This window comes from Delftia sp. ASV31 (assembly GCF_016428765.1).
In the GTDB taxonomy this organism is placed as follows: domain Bacteria; phylum Pseudomonadota; class Gammaproteobacteria; order Burkholderiales; family Burkholderiaceae_C; genus Comamonas; species Comamonas acidovorans.
The window spans coordinates 17,679-33,904 of record NZ_JAELTK010000048.1 but is presented as its reverse complement, the minus strand read 5'-3'; the positions used below and the strand labels follow the sequence as shown (position 1 = coordinate 33,904).

Below are 16,226 nucleotides of genomic sequence, written 5' to 3'. Positions count from 1 at the left end.
TCTGGAGGGATTTCATCAATTAAGTTGTGCACAATTTAATTGACAGCAATAATTCCACCCATGCCACGCAACGCCCTGCCCACCGACACCCCCGAGCTTCTGCGCCTGGACAACCAGGTCTGCTTTGCGCTGTACTCGGCGTCGCTGGCCATGACCAAGCTCTACAAGCCCCTGCTCGACGGCATCGGCCTGACCTATCCGCAGTACCTGGTGATGCTGGTGCTTTGGGAGCGCGACGGCCTGACCGTGTCGGAGATCGGCGAGCAGCTGACCCTGGATTCGGGCACGCTGACGCCGCTGCTCAAGCGGCTCGAAGGCGCGAACCTGCTGGAGCGGGTGCGCGATGCGCAGGACGAGCGCCGCGTGCGCATCACGCTCACCCCGCAAGGCCGGGCACTGCGCGATGCGGCTGAAAAGATTCCCGCCTGCGTGCTGCAAAGCACGCAGTGCACGCTGCCCGAGCTGCAGGCGCTGACGCAGCAACTCGGCGCACTGCGCCAGCGGCTGGCGCCGCGCCGCAGCGACTGATAACGGATTGCCGATTTCCTCCACCCGTCCGCACAGCCGGACAACTTTGCAAAAGGAAGACACCATGGCCCAGCTCGAAAAAGTCCTGTACACCGCACGTGCCCACACCACCGGCGGCCGCGACGGCGCCTCGCGCACCGATGACGGACGCCTGGACGTGACCCTTTCCTCGCCCGGCACCAGCGGCACGGGCACCAATCCCGAGCAACTGTTCGCCGCAGGCTACTCGGCCTGCTTCATCGGCGCCATCAAGGCCGTGGCCGGCAAGCAGAAGATCAGCCTGCCGCAGGACCTGTCCATCGACGCCGAAGTGGACCTGGGCACCATCCCCAACGCCTACGGCATCGCTGCCCGCCTGAAGGTCAGCCTGCCCGGCATGGACAAGGCCGCCGCCCAGGCCCTGGTGGACGCAGCCCACCAGGTCTGCCCCTACTCCAACGCCACGCGCGGCAACATCGACGTGCAGATCACCCTGGTCTGATCAGGCCCAGCCCGGCCGCTCCCGCCATTGCAGCCTGCGACCCCGGAGGTCGTAGCGTGCATGGCAGGTCAGCGGGCCGTGCAAGGCGTTGGCCGCATAGCTGACCAGCGCGATCTCGCCCACGGCGGCCTGCCAGTGCTCCAGCACCGGCAGGCCGCTTATCCATTGCAGCACCTGGGCGCGTGGCCAAGCGGCGTTCCAGGCGCCCAGCGTCACATGGGGCACGTAGGGGCGCAGCGCCTCGGTCAGCGCCAGTTCGGGTCTTGCCGGCCTGAGTGCACCATGCAGCATGCCCAGCGTGGGCCCGCCCTGGCTGCGGTCGCGCACCTGCAGATACGGCGCCATCTCGAAACTGCCCCAGCCGCCGAACTCCAGTTGCAGCGGTGCGGCCGGCAGGTCCTGCAGCGCGCGCAAGTCGCGCGATAGTTCCGCCGCGCCGTAGGCATCCGGCAGGGCCGCATCGCCATCCAGAAAACCGGCCGTGGCCAGGGTCACATGCAGCTGCCGCTCGTACCGCGGAACCAGCGCAGCGTCCAGGGCCTGGCGCGCCTGCGCACAGGCGCGGCGCACGGCTTCGCCCTCGGCAGGGCCCAGCGCCTGGAGCTCCAGCACCCAGACCGCATAGCGGCGCCGGCCCAGATGCCAGCCGCTCCAGTCGTCGGATGCGCCTGCCGCGCTGGAACTGGCGCTGGCGCTCGCTATGGCATGGGATTGCAGGAAATGGGGCAGCAGCGGCACGGCGGGCGAATCGGCGAAGGCTAGGCAGCCGCACAGCTTAAGCCAGCCCGGCGACAATCGCCCCATGTCCGCCACACCGCACGATCCTGATCTGAATGTCGTCTCCGACGACGACTCGCACGCCTATGCCCGCCTCACGCCCGACGTGGTGCTCGACGCCCTGGCCTCGGTCGGCCTGTGGGGCGACGGCCGGCTCACGGCCCTGGCCTCCTACGAGAACCGCGTCTACCAGGCCGTACTGGAGGACGGCGATCGCGTCGTGCTCAAGTTCTACCGCCCGGGCCGCTGGAGCCGCGATCAGATCCTGGAAGAGCACGCCTTCAGCGCCGAGCTGACGGCCGCCGAAGTGCCCGCCGTGCCCCCGCTGGTGCTGGAAGGCGCCACGCTGCACAGCCACGCGGGCTTTGATTTCTCGGTCAGCCCCTGGCGCGGAGGCCGTCCGCCCGAGCTGGACGACTTCGAGGTGCTGGAGTGGACCGGGCGCTTCCTGGCCCGCATCCATACCGTGGGCGAAGCCCGTCCGTTTGCGCACCGGCCCGCGCTGGATCTGGCCACCTTCGGCCACGACTCCATGCAATGGCTGCTGGACCGGCAAATGATTCCGCTGGAGGTGGAATCCACCTGGAAGGCCGCCTGCCAGCGCGCCCTGGACCTGATGGCCCCCGCTGCCGACGGCCTGAGCGCAGCCGGCCACTTCGGCCTGCACAGCGCGCGCACGCTGCGCCTGCACGGCGACTGCCATCCCGGCAACGTGCTGTGGACGCCGCTGGACGACGACGGCCGCGGCGGCCCGCATTTCGTGGACCTGGACGATGCGCGCACCGGCCCGGCCGTGCAGGACCTGTGGATGCTGCTGTCGGGCGACCGGGGCCAGCGCACGCGCCAGCTGGGCGCCCTGCTGGATGGGTACGAGCAGTTCCGTCCCTTCGACCGCCGCGAGCTGGCCCTGATCGAGCCGCTGCGCACGCTGCGCCTGATCCACTACAGCGCCTGGCTGGCGCGGCGCCAGGACGACCCGATCTTTGCCATCAACTTCCCCTGGTTCGGCACGCCCGACTACTGGCGCGGGCAGGTGGACATGCTCAACGAGCAGATCGAGGCCATGCAGGAAGAGCCTCTATACGCCTGAGGCCACCGGGCTGCCTGCCTCCCGAAGACAGATATCTTTACAAATTGTCCAGGCCCGCGGCGCCCTATCCAGGGCTGCGGGTTCCGGGGTATTCTCGGCCCGAAATCCCATCGGCCATGTCCTACTCCGCCTTCCCACCATCGCTGCCCAACCCGCTACAGCCCTTGCCTGCCGCGCAAAAGGTGCTGGTGGTGGACGACGTTCCGGACAACGCCACCGTCATCTGCCAGGTGATCAAGGATCTGTGCGGCCCGCTTGTGGCCTACACCGGCGAGGAGGCCCTGGCCCTGGCCCACCAGCACCAGCCCGACCTCATCCTGCTGGACATCCGCATGCCCGGGATGGACGGCTTCGAGGTCTGCCGCCGCCTCAAGGCCGACCTGCAGACCGCGCATATCCCCATCATCTTCCTCACCGCGCTGACCGAGCCCCATTGCGAGGAACTGGGACTGAACCTGGGCGCCGTGGATTTCGTGACCAAACCCTTTCGCCCGGCCGTTCTCAAGGCACGCGTGCGCACGCATCTGGAGATTGCGCAGCAGCGCCAGATGCTGCAGCTGCTGTCGCACAGCGACGGGCTGACGGGCGTGGCCAACCGGCGTTTCTTCAGTGCCCAGCTGGAGCGCGAGTTCATGCGCCTGCAGCGCCTGGGCGAGCCGCTGTCGCTGGTGATGATGGACGTGGACCACTTCAAGGCCTACAACGACCACTACGGCCATCTGGTCGGCGATGAATGCCTGAGCCAGATCTCCCAGGCCATTCAGGGCGCACTGCACCGGCCGGGCGACCTGCTGGCGCGCTATGGGGGCGAGGAATTCGTCTGCCTGCTGCCCCATACGGCGCTGGATGGCGCGGTGCTGGTGGCGCAGGGCATCGTCGATGCGCTCAGGCTGCTGGACCTGCCCCATGCCGCCTCGCCCCTGGGCCAGGCGCTGACCGTGAGCCTGGGCGTGGCCTGCATTGCGCCTTCGCCCACCAACAGTGCCCAGCAACTGCTGGCCGATGCCGATCGGCGCCTTTATCTCGCAAAAAACGCTGGTCGCGACCGCATCGTCTGGGCGGGGTGACAGGAAACACCCCCTGAGGCGCTACGCGCCTTTCCCCCCTCTCGCACCGGCTCAGCAACGTCCATCGACGCGGCAGGTCGGCACGACCTGACCGCTGGCATCACGCCATTGCACCTGGCCGGCCGGGGTCTGAGGCGGGGCGGCAGGCGCTGGCTCCGGGGCCGGGGCCGGTTGAACGTTGGAGCGTTGCGGATCGTGCAGCACGGTGGATGAGCCCACGCCCACGCCGACCCGCGCGCCACCCACACCCGTGGAGGCGCCCACGCCTGCGCTGCCCAGCACCTGGCCGCTCTGGTTGACGCCGACACCGACGCCGACCGGGCCCACGCCCGTGCCGACCCCGGCACTCAGCCCGCCGCTGCCCAGCCCCACGCCCACCGACACGGGGCCGACCGGAATTCCGATGCCCACGCCGCCGCCCACCGAGCCGCAGCCGGCCAGCAGCAGCGCGCAGGCGCCAAGCGCGGTCCACGCTGCCTTGCGGGATGGCTGGGAGGTCATGAAGGCGGAGGATGGAACTGGCATGCAGGACTCTCTGGACAAGGGAAAACACAGGGACGGCCACAGGGTACACCCGCCCGCCCGGCGCACGATGCCAGCGGTATGCCCGGGTCCATGCCAGGGGCTCGGAGGCAGCGAAACACTCAGGACACGCGGGTTTCTTAGAATTCACCCATTGGCCTGCGGGTCATTCCAGATTGCATGCGCTCCCGGACAGTGCCGTGGCGCCCCGGTGGCGCCAGGCCTGCGCGGCGCCGCTTTCCCTTCGCTTTCTTCGCGCTCCCTTTTCGCTCCCTTTTCTATGCAAACCCGTTGGCCACCCTATGCGTGGGTGTGTTTTTCCATGTGCGTGGGTGTCATGGGCACCGCCCTGGCCAGCCCGCTGTACCCCCTGTACCAACAGGCCTGGGGGCTGCAGCCCAGCCACATCACGCAGATCTTCGTGGCCTATATGTTCGGCGCGCTGGCCAGCCTGCTGTTCCTGGGCCGGCTGACCGACCGTTTCGGCTTTGTCACCGTGCTGCGCGCCGGGCTGATCCTGATGACGCTGGGCGTGCTGGCCTCCACCGTGGCCTGGAACGTGCCCAGCTTTGCGCTGGGGCGCGTGGTGATCGGCGTGGCTTCGGGGCTGATCACCACCTCGGCCTCGGTGGGCATGACCCGGCTCAACAACCGGGGCGACCTGCAGCGCGCCGCGGCCACGACCAGCCTGACCATTGCCTTCGGCTTCGGGCTGGGGCCGGTGGTGGGCGGGCTGATCGCGCAGTGGCTGCCCTGGCCGCTGGTCACGGCCTACATTCCCTCGCTGGGGCTGGGGCTGCTGGCCATCTATGCGCTGTACCAGGTGCGCATCGCCGAGCCGGCCGAGCTGGCATCCACCCAGGCACGCGCGCTGCACTGGCGCGATTTCATGCCCACCATCACGCTGCCGGAGCGGCGCTTTGCGCGCCACTACGCACTGGGCGGCATGTGCGCGTTCTGCGCCTTCGGCATGTTCAGCCTGTTCGCATCGCTGGCGCCCAGCTTCATGCAGCGCATGGTGCCCTGGCACGGGCCGGCTGTCTCGGGCCTGTCCATCGGCGTGATCCTGTTCCTCTCGGCGGGTTTCCAGTACCTGGCGCGCCCGCGCCCGACCAAGGGCTCGGCCATTGTGGGCTTTGCCTGCCTGGTGGCCTGCAACCTCCTGCTGCTGGTCAACAGCTTCGCGGGCTCGGCCCTGCTGTTCGCGCTCAGCGTGATCACCACGGCGGCGGGCCACGGCCTGTGCAACCTGGCGGGCATGTCCATCGTCAACAAGGTCTCCACGCCGGCCACGCGCACGGGCCTGCTGTCCACGTACCTGGTGGTCGGCTACCTGGGCACCATCGTGCCCATCCTCGGCCTGGGCTGGCTCTCGGACCATATCGGCATCACCGAGGCCCTGGTCGCCTACTGCATCGTCATGGGTGCGCTGGCCGGCTGGCTGTGCTGGATGTGCACGCGCACGCCCACGCTGCCCATGCCCAAGCACTAGTTCCGCCAAGGGCGCATGCCTGTTCAGCGAAAGTGCGGTCCCGGCCCGTCTTCGGCCAGGCAGTCGCCGTCATTGCGCAGCGGGCAGACCTTGAGGGACAGGCAGCCGCAGCCAATGCAGCCGTCGATCTGGTCGCGCAGCTGGGTCAGGCCCTGGATGCGCGCATCCAGCGCGTGGCGCCAGCGCGCGGACAGCGCGGCCCAGTCGGCCTGCGTGGGCGTGCGGCCGCTGGGCAGGTCCTGCAGCGCCTCGGCAATCTCGGCCAGCGGCACGCCCATGCGCTGGGCCACCTTGATGACCGCCACGCGCCGCAGCACGGCACGCGCATAGCGGCGCTGGTTGCCGGGCGTGCGCAGGCTCTCGATCAGCCCCTGGCGCTCGTAGAAATGCAGGGCCGAGACGGTGATGCCGCTGCGCCGGGCGACTTCGCCCACGGAAAGGATGGCCGGCCCGTCATGGTCGGACGCGGTGACACCGGCAGAAGACAGATTCATGGCAACAGGAAAATAGGCGCAGGAAAAATAGGTCCAAGCAGGCCTGCATTTGACCTCAACTTTGGTTGAGGTTTCACACTGGCAAGCCTCGCCGCCCGGTCCGGCCCACTCTCAGACTCCAAGCCATACATGCCACACGACGCACTTGCCACCTCCTCGGCACAGCCCGCCGCTTCCTCGGCCCCGCAACTGCACCATCTGCAGCCCGCCGGCCTCTACGACGCCACGCCCAACGGCTACACCCATGTGGTCACCGTGCACGAGCCGGCGCAATGGGCCTTCGTCTCGGGCCAGGGCGGCGAGAACCAGGCGGGCGACCTGCCCGACAGCTTCGCGGCCCAGGCGCAGCAGGCGCTGTCCAACCTCAAACTGGCGCTGCAGGCGGCGGGCGCGGACATGGGCCAGGTGGTCAAGCTGACCCTGCTCATCGTCGACCACTCGGAGGCCCGCTTCAACGACTGGCAGGCCGCCGTGCGCCTGCATTGGAGCGACGGCGCCCCCGGCGATGGCGCCCCCAGCAATACCCTGCCGCGCTTTCCGGCCTGCACCCTGATCCCCGTGCCCCGGCTGGCCCTGCCCGGCATGCTGATCGAGGTCGATGCCGTGGCCGCACTGCCCGCCCACGCCCAGCCCGCACGGCCGCCGCTGTGGGTCTGAGCCATCCGTTTGCCACCCATAAACAGATAACACAGGCATTCGTCAGATGAACAGATCCTCCCAGGCTTGCGCCCAGCCCTCCCCGCCCATGCAGGCCACCGCCACACCCGTGCTGCCACAGAGCACCCTGCTGCTCATGGCCACGGCCTGCGGCCTGTGCGCGGGCGCCAATTACTTCAACCAGCCGCTGCTGCACTCCATCGCCATCGACCTGGGCATCAGCGAGGCGCGTGCCTCGCTGACGGTGACCATGGCCCAGGTCTCCTATGCGCTGGGACTGCTGCTGCTCGTGCCGCTGGGCGACATGCTGGAACGCCGCCGCCTGGTGCTGGGCCTGATGCTGCTGGCCGCGCTGGGCATGCTGGCCAGCGGCATGGCGCACAGCTTTGCGCTGCTGGCGGCGGGCACGCTGATGACCGGGCTGTTCTCGGTCGCGGCCCAGGTGCTGGTGCCCATGGCGGCCAGCTTTGCGGCGCCCGGCGCCAGCGGGCGTGCCGTGGGGCTGGTCATGAGCGGGCTGCTGATCGGCATCCTGGCGGCACGCAGCGTGGCGGGCCTGTTGTCGGAGCTGGGCGGTTGGAATTCCGTCTACTGGGTGGGCGCCCTGGCCACGGCCGGCGTGGCCCTGCTGCTGCGGCGCGCGTTGCCCCTTGCTAAACCGGCCCAGCCCATAGGCTATGGCGCGGTGATGCGCTCCCTGCTCACGCTGGCGAGCGAGCAGCCGCGCCTGCGCAGCCGGGCGCTGATCGGCGGCATGGGCTTTGCCACGGTGAGCGTGCTGTTCTCGACCATGGCGCTGCTGCTGGCCGGGCCGGGCTACGGGTTTGGCGATGCGCAGATCGGCCTCATCGGCCTGGTCGGCGTGGCCGGCGCCCTCATGGCCAACATGGCCGGCCGGCTGGCCGACCGGGGGCTGGAGCAGCGCACCACGCTGGCCGGCGGCCTGCTGATGCTGGCGGGCTGGGGGGCGCTGTGGCTGGGCGGCACCAGCCTGTGGTGGTTTCTGGCGGGACTGCTCATCGTCGATGCCGCGCTGCAGGCCCTGCACATCAGCAACCAGAACGTGATCTATGCGCTGGCACCCTTGGCGCGCTCGCGCATCAATGCGGTCTATATGACGGGCTATTTCATCGGCGCCTCGGCAGGCTCGGCCGTGGGCTCGGCGGTCTGGCTGCATTGGGGATGGACAGGTGCCAGCGTGGCAGGCCTGATTCTGAGCCTGGCCACGCTGGCCGTCGTGGCCTGGGACAGGTCCCTCGCGCGCCAGGCACTCCAGACGGGCCAGGCAGATCGACAACAGGGCCGCGCGTAAGAAAGAGCACCAGCCTGCGGCACGCTGCGCAAGAATGCACTTCAAACGTGCCGTCTTGCGCGCCTTGCCATGCAGGAAACGCACCAATCCGATGCGCCAGCGCACCAGCATGGCTCAACCGCCACTGCATCGGATTGGCACGCTAAATGCATGACAAAGGCCGTTACAACCACCACGCCCTGTACCGCCCGTCACGCCCATGTCCGCAGCGCTACCGATCACCGCCGTGCCCGCTTGCGCCTCGGGCTGGCAGGCCATGCTGGACCTGCGCTTCGGGCACCGCGCCGGCCAGGGCAGCGTGCTTTCCCACGCACGCCACAGCGGTCCGCTGCGCGTGCAAAAACCGCTGCACCCTGAAGGCCCCGGCATCTGCCATGCCGTGCTGCTGCACCCGCCCGGCGGCGTGGCCGGCGGCGACCAGTTGCAGATCGATGTGACCGTGGAGCCCGGCGCCCACGCCCTGCTGACCACACCGGGCGCCACGCGCTGGTACAAGTCCCAGGGCCGCCCGGCCGCGCAGCGCGTGCGGCTGCGCGTGGAAGAAGGCGCCATCCTGGAATGGCTGCCACAGGAAAACATGCTGTTCGCCGGTGCCGACGCCACCATGGCGCTGGACCTGGATCTTGCGCCGGGCGCGCGCGCCATCGGCTGGGATGCCGTGGTGCTGGGCCGCTATGGCGCGGGCGAGCACTGGAACCACACCGGCGCCGCGCCCACCGCTGCCGCGCGCCTGCAGCTTCACAACCGGCTCGCATGCGGCGGACGGCCGCTGTGGCTGGAGCAAGGCGAACTGCACGCCGGCCATGCCCTGCTGTCCAGCCCCGTTGCCTGGGCGGGCTTGCCCATACAGGCCAGCCTCTGGGCCGTGGCCCCGGAACCCCTGGCGGCCATGGAGCCATTGAGCGAGCAACTGGCCGCCAGCCTGCCCTGGAGCGATGAAGTGCGCGCCGGCGCCAGCCTGCTGGCCGGCCAGGGCGGCGCACCCTCGGTGCTGCTGCTGCGCGTGCTGGCACGGCGCATGGAGGCAGCACGAGCCGTGCTGCATGAAGGCTGGCGCCTGCTGCGCCCGGCCCTGCTCAATCAACAAGCCCGCCCCCCGCGCCTGTGGGCCACCTGATCAACGGAGACTCATCGATGGAACTCACGCCCCGTGAAAAAGACAAGCTGCTGCTGTTCACCGCAGCCCTGGTGGCCGAGCGGCGCAAGGCGCGCGGCCTGAAGCTCAACTACCCCGAGGCCGTGGCGCTGATCAGCGCCGCCGTGCTGGAGTGGGCGCGCGACGGCAGGACCGTGGCCGAGCTCATGCACCTGGGCACCACGGTGCTGACGCGCGCCGATGTGATGGAGGGCATTCCAGAAATGATCCCGGACATCCAGGTCGAAGCCACTTTCCCGGACGGCACCAAGCTGGTCACCGTTCATCACCCAATAGTTTGACCCCCTGAGCGGCTACGCCGCTTCCCCCAAGGGGGACGGCGCCATCGCTGCGGGGCGGCCCTTGCTGGGCACCCCCAACCAGCCCGCTGCATCCGCTTGTGCCGTGGGCAGATCAAGTCTCGATAGCGATCAAGGAGATCTCCATGTTCAGATTCCGCAACACTTTCAACTACCTGCTCGCCCCGGCCCTGCTGGCCGCCGCCACGGCTGCCAGCGCCCATACGGGGGCCGGCGCCCACCTGCATGCCGGCGACGGCGCCATGCAGGCCCTGATGGCCGGGCTGTCCCATCCCATCGCGGGCCTGGACCATCTGCTGGCCATGCTGGCGCTGGGCCTGTGGTGCGGGCTGATGCTCCAGCGCCAGTGGCTGCCGCCCGTGGCCTTTGCCGCATGCATGGCGCTGGGCCTGGCGCTGACGCAGACCCCGCTGGAGCTGCCGGCCGTCGAGCCCATGGTGGCTGCATCGCTGCTGGCCTTCGGCCTGCTGCTGGTGGCCCAGCGCCGCCTGCCCGTGGCCCTGGCCATGGTGCTGGCCGGCGCCTTCGCGCTGTTTCACGGATACGCGCATGGCGAGGTCTTCCCCCACGCGCTGCCCGCAGCCGTGTTCTGGGCCTACATGGCGGGCATGGTCGCCACCACGCTGGTGCTGCATGCGCTGGGCGTGGCCTTTGGCCGGGCCATGCGCGGCGGCACGGCTTCGGCCTGGGCTGCACGCCTGGCCGGCGTGGCCGCCATGGGCTACGGTGCCGTGGCGCTGGCAGGCTGATCGCGGGAGCCGCACATGACCGAGCGCATCATCCCCGGCGAGCTGCTGGCCGAGCCCGGCGAGATCCTGCTGAACGCAGGCCGGCCCGTGCAGACCCTCACGGTCACCAACACCGGCGACCGGCCCGTGCAGGTGGGCTCGCACTTTCATTTCTTCGAGGTCAACGAGGCCCTGCACTTCGACCGCGCCGCCGCACGCGGCTGGCGGCTGAACATCGCGGCCGGCACGGCCGTGCGCTTCGAGCCGGGCCAGGAGCGCACGGTGGAACTGGTGGAAATCTCCGGCGACCGCATCATCTTCGGCTTCAACGCCAAGGTGATGGGCAGGCTTTGAAGTACCCCCTGAGCGGCTACGCCGCTTCCCCCTCTCTCGCTTCGCGGGAAGGGGACGACACCCTCGGTGCGGGGCGGCGCGGCCGGCATAGGCCCTTCCTCGGTGTCCCCGGGTTGGACCACGCCGGTTTTAAGTACAACGAGCAACGCATAGCGTCGTAGACAACAGAAAGGGAATGCTATGGCAAGCATCACGCGCCAGGCCTATGCCGAGATGTTCGGCCCCACCGTGGGCGACCGCCTGCGGCTGGCCGACACGGCCCTGGTCATCGAGATCGAGAAGGACCACACGATCTACGGCGAAGAGGTCAAGTTCGGCGGCGGCAAGGTCATCCGCGACGGCATGGGCCAGAGCCAGCGCATGGCCGCCGACTGTGCAGACACCGTCATCACCAATGCCGTGATCATCGACCACTGGGGCATCGTCAAGGCCGACATCGCCATCAAGAACGGGCTGATCGCAGGCATAGGCAAGGCGGGCAACCCGGACATGCAGCCGGGCGTGACCATCGTCATCGGCCCCGGCACGGAAATCATTGCGGGCGAGGGCATGATCGTCACGGCCGGCGGCATCGACACGCACATCCACTTCATCTGCCCGCAGCAGATCGACGAGGCGCTGACCAGCGGCGTGACCACCATGATCGGCGGCGGCACGGGTCCGGCCACGGGCACCTTCGCCACCACGGTCACGCCCGGCCCCTGGCACATGGAGCGCATGCTGCAGGCCGTGGACGGCTACCCCATGAACATCGGCCTGCTGGGCAAGGGCAACGCCAGCCAGGCCGCGCCGCTGCGCGAGCAGATCGCGGCGGGCGCCATCGGCCTGAAGCTGCACGAGGACTGGGGATCGACGCCCGCCGCCATCGACTGCTGCCTGGGCGTGGCCGACGAGACCGACACCCAGGTCGCCATCCACACCGACACGCTCAACGAGGGCGGCTTCGTGGAAGCCACGGTGGCCGCCTTCAAGGGCCGCACCATCCACACCTACCACACCGAAGGCGCGGGCGGCGGCCACGCGCCCGACATCATCAAGGTCTGCGGCGAGGCCAACGTGCTGCCCTCGTCCACCAACCCCACGCGGCCCTACACGGTGAACACGCTGGACGAGCACCTGGACATGCTCATGGTCTGCCACCACCTGGATGCCTCGATTGCCGAGGACATCGCCTTCGCCGAAAGCCGCATCCGCCGCGAGACCATCGCCGCAGAGGACGTGCTGCACGACCTGGGCGCCTTCTCCATGATCTCCAGCGACAGCCAGGCCATGGGCCGTGTGGGCGAAGTGGTGCTGCGCACCTGGCAGACCGCGCACAAGATGAAGGTCCAGCGCGGCAGCCTGCCGGGCGACAACGCGCGCCACGACAACTTCCGCGTCAAGCGCTACGTTGCCAAGTACACCATCAACCCCGCACGCACGCATGGCATCGCCCATGTCGTGGGCTCGGTCGAGGTCGGCAAGCTGGCCGACCTGGTGCTGTGGCGGCCGGCGTTCTTCGGCGTCAAGCCCAGCCTCATCCTCAAGGGCGGCAGCATCGCCAGCGCCGCCATGGGCGACCCCAACGCCAGCATCCCCACGCCCCAGCCCGTGCACTACCGGCCCATGTTCGCGGGCCAGGGCAGCGGCGTGGCGGCGGCCAGCCTGACCTTCGTCTCGCAGGCCGCCCAGCAGGCCGGCGTGGCAGACCGCTACGGCCTGCGCAAGCGCACCGTGGCCGTGGAAAACTGCCGCAGCGTCAGCAAGCGCGACATGGTGCACAACGACTGGCAGCCCGACATCAGCGTCGATCCCGAGACCTACCAGGTCGTGGCCGACGGCCAGCTGCTGACCTGCGAGCCCGCCACCGAGCTGCCGATGGCGCAGCGGTATTTTCTGTTCTGATCACCCCATGCTCACCGTCAACAAACACATGCCCCAGGGCGGGGGCCTTGCCGCCGTGCTGGTCAGGCGCGCCGCCACGCTGGAACTGGACTGGGACATGCGCCAGAAGAGCCGCTTTGCGGCCATCGACTCCATGGGGCGCGAGCTGGCCGTGGTGCTGGCGCGCGGCAGCGTGCTGCGCGGCGGCGATGTGCTGGTGGCCGAGGATGGCAGCCTGGTCGCCGTGCGCGCGGCGCCCCAGGCGGTGTTGCGCGTGACGGCGGCCACGCCGCTGGGCCTGCTGCGTGCGGCCTACCATCTGGGCAACCGGCATATCCCGGTGGAGGTCACGCCCACGCACCTGCACCTGGAAAACGACCCCGTGCTGCACGACATGCTGCTGCGCCTGGGCGCGCAGGTGGCCCTGGTGGATGCGCCCTTCGAGCCCGAGGCCGGTGCCTATGGCGGCGGCCACCGCCACGGCCATGACGCCAGCTTTGCCGAGGACCAAGCGCTGGCGCAGAGCGTGTATGCGCTGCATGACCATGGGCACGAACACGGCCATTCACACGATCATTCCCACGGGCATGAACATGGCCACGACCACAGCCATGACCATGACCATGACCACAAAGGCTGCTGCGGACACGGGCACGGCCACGACCATCCGCATGGCTGACCTGTCGATACAGGGGCTGTGCGCCCTGCTGCACCTGGCATCGCCCCAGCTGCCCGTGGGCGGCTTCAGCTATTCGCAGGGGCTGGAGGCCGCCATCGAGCATGGCCTGGTCACGGATGCCGGCACGGCGCGCACCTGGATTGCCGATGCGCTGGCCCACGGCTTTGCACGCTGCGAGGCACCACTGTGGCTGCTGCTGCGCCGGGCCTGGAGCGCAGGCGACGAGGGGGCGGTGCACGAATGGAACCAGTGGTTCATCGCCAGCCGCGACAGCCGCGAGGCCCGTGCCGAGACGCTGCAGATGGGCTGGTCGCTGCACAGCCTGCTGCGCTCCGTGCCCTGGGGCGGCGAGGCCTTTGCGCCCCGCATCGCACAACTGGGCGCCCTTGTGGAGGGACCGGGCCTGGCCTATCCCACAGCCTTTGCCTGTGCCTGCGCCGCCGTGGATGCCGACGAGGACCACGCCCTGCTGGCCTATGGCTTTGCCTGGCTGGAGAACCAGGTGGCCGCCGCCATCAAGGCCGTGCCGCTGGGCCAGGTGGCGGGCCAGAGCCTGCTGCTGGCCCTGCACCCGCTGCTGGAGCAGGCCGTGGGCGAGGCACGCCGCCGCGCCAGCGAGGCGCCGCCCCGGCTGGACACCATGCTGCCCCAATGGAGCGTGCTGCAGGCGCGGCACGAACACCAGTACTCCCGGCTCTTCCGGTCCTGATCACTCAATCCAAGTCCACCATGAACACCCGCACCAAGAAACTCCCCCCGCTGCGCGTCGGCATCGGCGGCCCGGTCGGCTCCGGCAAGACCACGCTGCTGGAGATGCTGTGCAAGGCCATGCGCGCCCACTACGACCTGGTGGTCATCACCAACGACATCTACACCAAGGAAGACCAGCGCCTGCTGACGGTGGCCGAGGCCCTGCCGCCCGAGCGCATCATGGGCGTGGAGACCGGCGGCTGCCCGCACACGGCCATCCGCGAGGACGCCTCCATCAACCTTGAAGCCGTGGACCGCATGCTGCGCCAGTTCCCCGAGGCGGACATCGTCTTCATCGAAAGCGGCGGCGACAACCTGGCCGCCACCTTCAGCCCCGAGCTGTCGGACCTGACCATCTACGTGATCGACGTGGCCGGTGGCGAGAAGATTCCGCGCAAGGGCGGCCCCGGCATCACCAAGAGCGATCTGCTGGTGGTCAACAAGACCGACCTGGCGCCCTACGTGGGCGCCAACCTGTCCATCATGGAAGCCGACACGCAGCGCATGCGCGCCCACAAGCCCTATGTGATGGGCAGCGTGAAAAGCGGCAAGGGCCTGCGCGAGGTGATCGACTTCATCACCGAGCGCGGCCTGCTGCCGCCCATGCCCGCGCAGGGCTGAAGACGGCCGCGCACGGCCTTCAGCGCTGCGGCGTGCCGCTGGTGGCCTTGGCCTTGGGCAGGGTGGCCGCGCTGCTGGAGGACACCAGCGGATGGCCGGTGGAGGTGGCCGCGCCATCGGTCTGGCGCCAGGCCGAGGGCTTGGGTGCCACCATGGGCTGGGGCGCGGCGGCAGGCGCGCGGCTGCGGTTCCAGGCCGGAAGCAGCACGCGGCGCACAAAGCCCATGTCCAGCGCCAGCCACAGCAGCACCGGGCACAGCGTGGGCACCATCAGCCCGCCCATCTGGTAGGCGTAGACGATGGCCTCCAGCTGCCATGTCTGTATGCCCAGCACGTTGAGGTCGAGCCGCGCCGCAAGGCACAGCTGCATCAGTACCTGCGAGACCACGCTGAAGGTCTGCAAGGGCAGCAGCGCCACATAGCCCACCAGGATGCGCCACCACCGGCCCGGCCCCCAGGCCGCCAGCAGCATGGCCACCAGCACCGGCAGGCCGTAGCCGTAGCGGGCGGGATCGACCTCGACGATGGCCTCGGCGCGGCGCCAGCCGGTCTGCTCGTTGGAGACCTGGACCGAGGAATTGACGACCAGGTTGCGGGGCGTCTCCAGGTCCACGCGCTGCACCCAGCCGTTGGCGGCGTTCTCCAGCACCCACTTGCTCATGCCGGACACCGGCACGGCCAGCCAGCCGGCCGCCAGCGTCCAGGCCAGGGTCAGCACCACGATGCCGCCCATGGCCAGGGCCGCGAAGCGCGAGATGGGATTGCGTCCGATCATGGCCTGCTCCTCAGGCGGCCACGGCGGCGGAAGCTGCAGCGGCGGGCGGCAGCGGCGGCTGGCCGCCATCATCCTGCGACGGCGCCTTGCGGCCGCTCCAGCGCACCCACAGCAGCCAGAACACCAGCACGTCCAGCATGATCAGCGCCTGCCAGAGGTATTCATGCGCGAAATTGAAGGCCGTGGTGCTCCACTGGCCCAGGTAGAACAGGCTGATGACGCGCAGCACGTTGATGGCCTGCACGGCCACGAAGCCGGCCAGCAGGCCCGCCAGCTTCTGGCGCCATGACGAGGGGAAGGCCATCACGGCGGCAAACAGCACGATGTAGGCCTCAAGGCCGTTGCAGCCGGCCTCGATGGAAACGCCGAAGCCCGTGGCCGTGTTCCACAGCACCTTGCCCGTGGCCGAGGCCGTGCTGTCGAACCAGGTCACCAGCGAGGCGCAGATGTGCGCCAGGAACGCCGTCCAGGGCAGCACGATGTGCTGCTGCACCCAACTGAGCAGGTTCAGCCCGAACATCGTCAGCTGGATGGCCAGAAAGATCAGAAAGAAGCGCAGCATGGCAGGTCTTGGAGTGTTG

At 69.2% G+C, this 16,226-nt stretch carries 20 protein-coding genes; 15 read left to right on the top strand and 5 right to left on the bottom strand.

The annotated features are described in order from the left end of the window. The first annotated feature begins 60 nt into the window (after window positions 1-60). Window positions 61-528 carry a MarR family winged helix-turn-helix transcriptional regulator gene (locus JHD82_RS17575; protein WP_065345319.1) on the top strand — a complete coding sequence of 156 codons (468 nt, stop codon included), beginning with the start codon at window positions 61-63 and terminating at the stop codon, window positions 526-528. A gap of 64 nt (window positions 529-592) precedes the next feature. Further along, entirely contained in the window at window positions 593-1,009 is a 417-nt protein-coding gene (locus JHD82_RS17570; RefSeq protein ID WP_012203126.1) for an organic hydroperoxide resistance protein, read from the top strand. On the opposite strand, the gene JHD82_RS17565 is transcribed toward JHD82_RS17570, so the two are convergent. Continuing rightward, window positions 1,010-1,813 carry a 2'-5' RNA ligase family protein gene (locus tag JHD82_RS17565; RefSeq protein WP_050771826.1) on the bottom strand — a complete coding sequence of 268 codons (804 nt, stop codon included), beginning with the start codon at window positions 1,811-1,813 and terminating at the stop codon, window positions 1,010-1,012. On the opposite strand from JHD82_RS17565, the gene JHD82_RS17560 reads away from it, so the two are divergent. Continuing rightward, window positions 1,812-2,876 carry a serine/threonine protein kinase gene (locus tag JHD82_RS17560; protein ID WP_199137818.1) on the top strand — a complete coding sequence of 355 codons (1,065 nt, stop codon included), beginning with the start codon at window positions 1,812-1,814 and terminating at the stop codon, window positions 2,874-2,876. The two genes, JHD82_RS17565 and JHD82_RS17560, sit on opposite strands and share 2 nt — an antisense overlap. Window positions 2,877-2,992: 116 nt before the next feature. Beyond that, a complete protein-coding gene (locus JHD82_RS17555; protein WP_199137810.1) occupies window positions 2,993-3,943 on the top strand; it encodes a diguanylate cyclase in 951 nt (316 codons plus the stop codon). 51 nt (window positions 3,944-3,994) lie between these two features. Here JHD82_RS17555 and JHD82_RS17550 read toward each other — a convergent pair whose 3' ends face one another. Next, a complete protein-coding gene (locus JHD82_RS17550; RefSeq protein ID WP_013804323.1) occupies window positions 3,995-4,468 on the bottom strand; it encodes a hypothetical protein in 474 nt (157 codons plus the stop codon). A gap of 277 nt (window positions 4,469-4,745) precedes the next feature. Between JHD82_RS17550 and JHD82_RS17545 the strand changes: the two genes are divergently transcribed. Continuing rightward, on the top strand, window positions 4,746-5,957 hold the full coding sequence (locus JHD82_RS17545) for an MFS transporter (protein ID WP_374191651.1): 1,212 nt from the start codon (window positions 4,746-4,748) through the stop codon (window positions 5,955-5,957). A gap of 23 nt (window positions 5,958-5,980) precedes the next feature. Here JHD82_RS17545 and soxR read toward each other — a convergent pair whose 3' ends face one another. After that, window positions 5,981-6,451, bottom strand: a complete 471-nt coding sequence (gene soxR / locus JHD82_RS17540; protein ID WP_012203120.1) for a redox-sensitive transcriptional activator SoxR — start codon at window positions 6,449-6,451, stop codon at window positions 5,981-5,983. A 129-nt stretch (window positions 6,452-6,580) separates the two neighbouring features. On the opposite strand from soxR, the gene JHD82_RS17535 reads away from it, so the two are divergent. The 10 genes from JHD82_RS17535 to ureG all read left to right on the top strand — a co-directional run bounded on the left by JHD82_RS17535 (window position 6,581) and on the right by ureG (window position 14,870). Continuing rightward, window positions 6,581-7,108 (top strand): RidA family protein, encoded by a 528-nt coding sequence (locus JHD82_RS17535; protein WP_199137802.1) that lies wholly within the window; start codon window positions 6,581-6,583, stop codon window positions 7,106-7,108. A 46-nt stretch (window positions 7,109-7,154) separates the two neighbouring features. Further along, window positions 7,155-8,420, top strand: a complete 1,266-nt coding sequence (locus JHD82_RS17530; protein ID WP_199137800.1) for an MFS transporter — start codon at window positions 7,155-7,157, stop codon at window positions 8,418-8,420. A 199-nt stretch (window positions 8,421-8,619) separates the two neighbouring features. After that, window positions 8,620-9,537, top strand: a complete 918-nt coding sequence (locus JHD82_RS17525) for an urease accessory protein UreD (protein WP_012203117.1) — start codon at window positions 8,620-8,622, stop codon at window positions 9,535-9,537. A gap of 17 nt (window positions 9,538-9,554) precedes the next feature. After that, on the top strand, window positions 9,555-9,857 hold the full coding sequence (locus JHD82_RS17520; protein WP_012203116.1) for an urease subunit gamma: 303 nt from the start codon (window positions 9,555-9,557) through the stop codon (window positions 9,855-9,857). A gap of 143 nt (window positions 9,858-10,000) precedes the next feature. Beyond that, window positions 10,001-10,624: a HupE/UreJ family protein gene (locus tag JHD82_RS17515; protein WP_013804329.1), complete on the top strand. Its 624-nt coding sequence runs from the start codon at window positions 10,001-10,003 to the stop codon at window positions 10,622-10,624. Between the two features lie 27 nt (window positions 10,625-10,651). Then, window positions 10,652-10,957: an urease subunit beta gene (locus JHD82_RS17510; RefSeq protein WP_175403235.1), complete on the top strand. Its 306-nt coding sequence runs from the start codon at window positions 10,652-10,654 to the stop codon at window positions 10,955-10,957. 180 nt (window positions 10,958-11,137) lie between these two features. Further along, a complete protein-coding gene (ureC, locus tag JHD82_RS17505; protein ID WP_012203113.1) occupies window positions 11,138-12,841 on the top strand; it encodes an urease subunit alpha in 1,704 nt (567 codons plus the stop codon). Between the two features lie 7 nt (window positions 12,842-12,848). Beyond that, entirely contained in the window at window positions 12,849-13,499 is a 651-nt protein-coding gene (gene ureE / locus JHD82_RS17500; RefSeq protein WP_199137798.1) for an urease accessory protein UreE, read from the top strand. Next, the gene (locus tag JHD82_RS17495) at window positions 13,492-14,208 is read left to right on the top strand and encodes an urease accessory protein UreF (protein ID WP_034398124.1); all 717 of its coding nucleotides are present in this window, start codon (window positions 13,492-13,494) and stop codon (window positions 14,206-14,208) included. The genes ureE and JHD82_RS17495 overlap by 8 nt, the downstream gene beginning before the upstream one ends. Window positions 14,209-14,228: 20 nt before the next feature. Then, the gene (gene ureG / locus JHD82_RS17490) at window positions 14,229-14,870 is read left to right on the top strand and encodes an urease accessory protein UreG (protein ID WP_012203110.1); all 642 of its coding nucleotides are present in this window, start codon (window positions 14,229-14,231) and stop codon (window positions 14,868-14,870) included. 19 nt (window positions 14,871-14,889) lie between these two features. On the opposite strand, the gene JHD82_RS17485 is transcribed toward ureG, so the two are convergent. Beyond that, entirely contained in the window at window positions 14,890-15,645 is a 756-nt protein-coding gene (locus JHD82_RS17485; protein WP_012203109.1) for an exosortase H-associated membrane protein, read from the bottom strand. 10 nt (window positions 15,646-15,655) lie between these two features. Beyond that, window positions 15,656-16,207 carry an exosortase H gene (xrtH, locus tag JHD82_RS17480; protein WP_071954271.1) on the bottom strand — a complete coding sequence of 184 codons (552 nt, stop codon included), beginning with the start codon at window positions 16,205-16,207 and terminating at the stop codon, window positions 15,656-15,658. Window positions 16,208-16,226 lie beyond the last annotated feature (19 nt).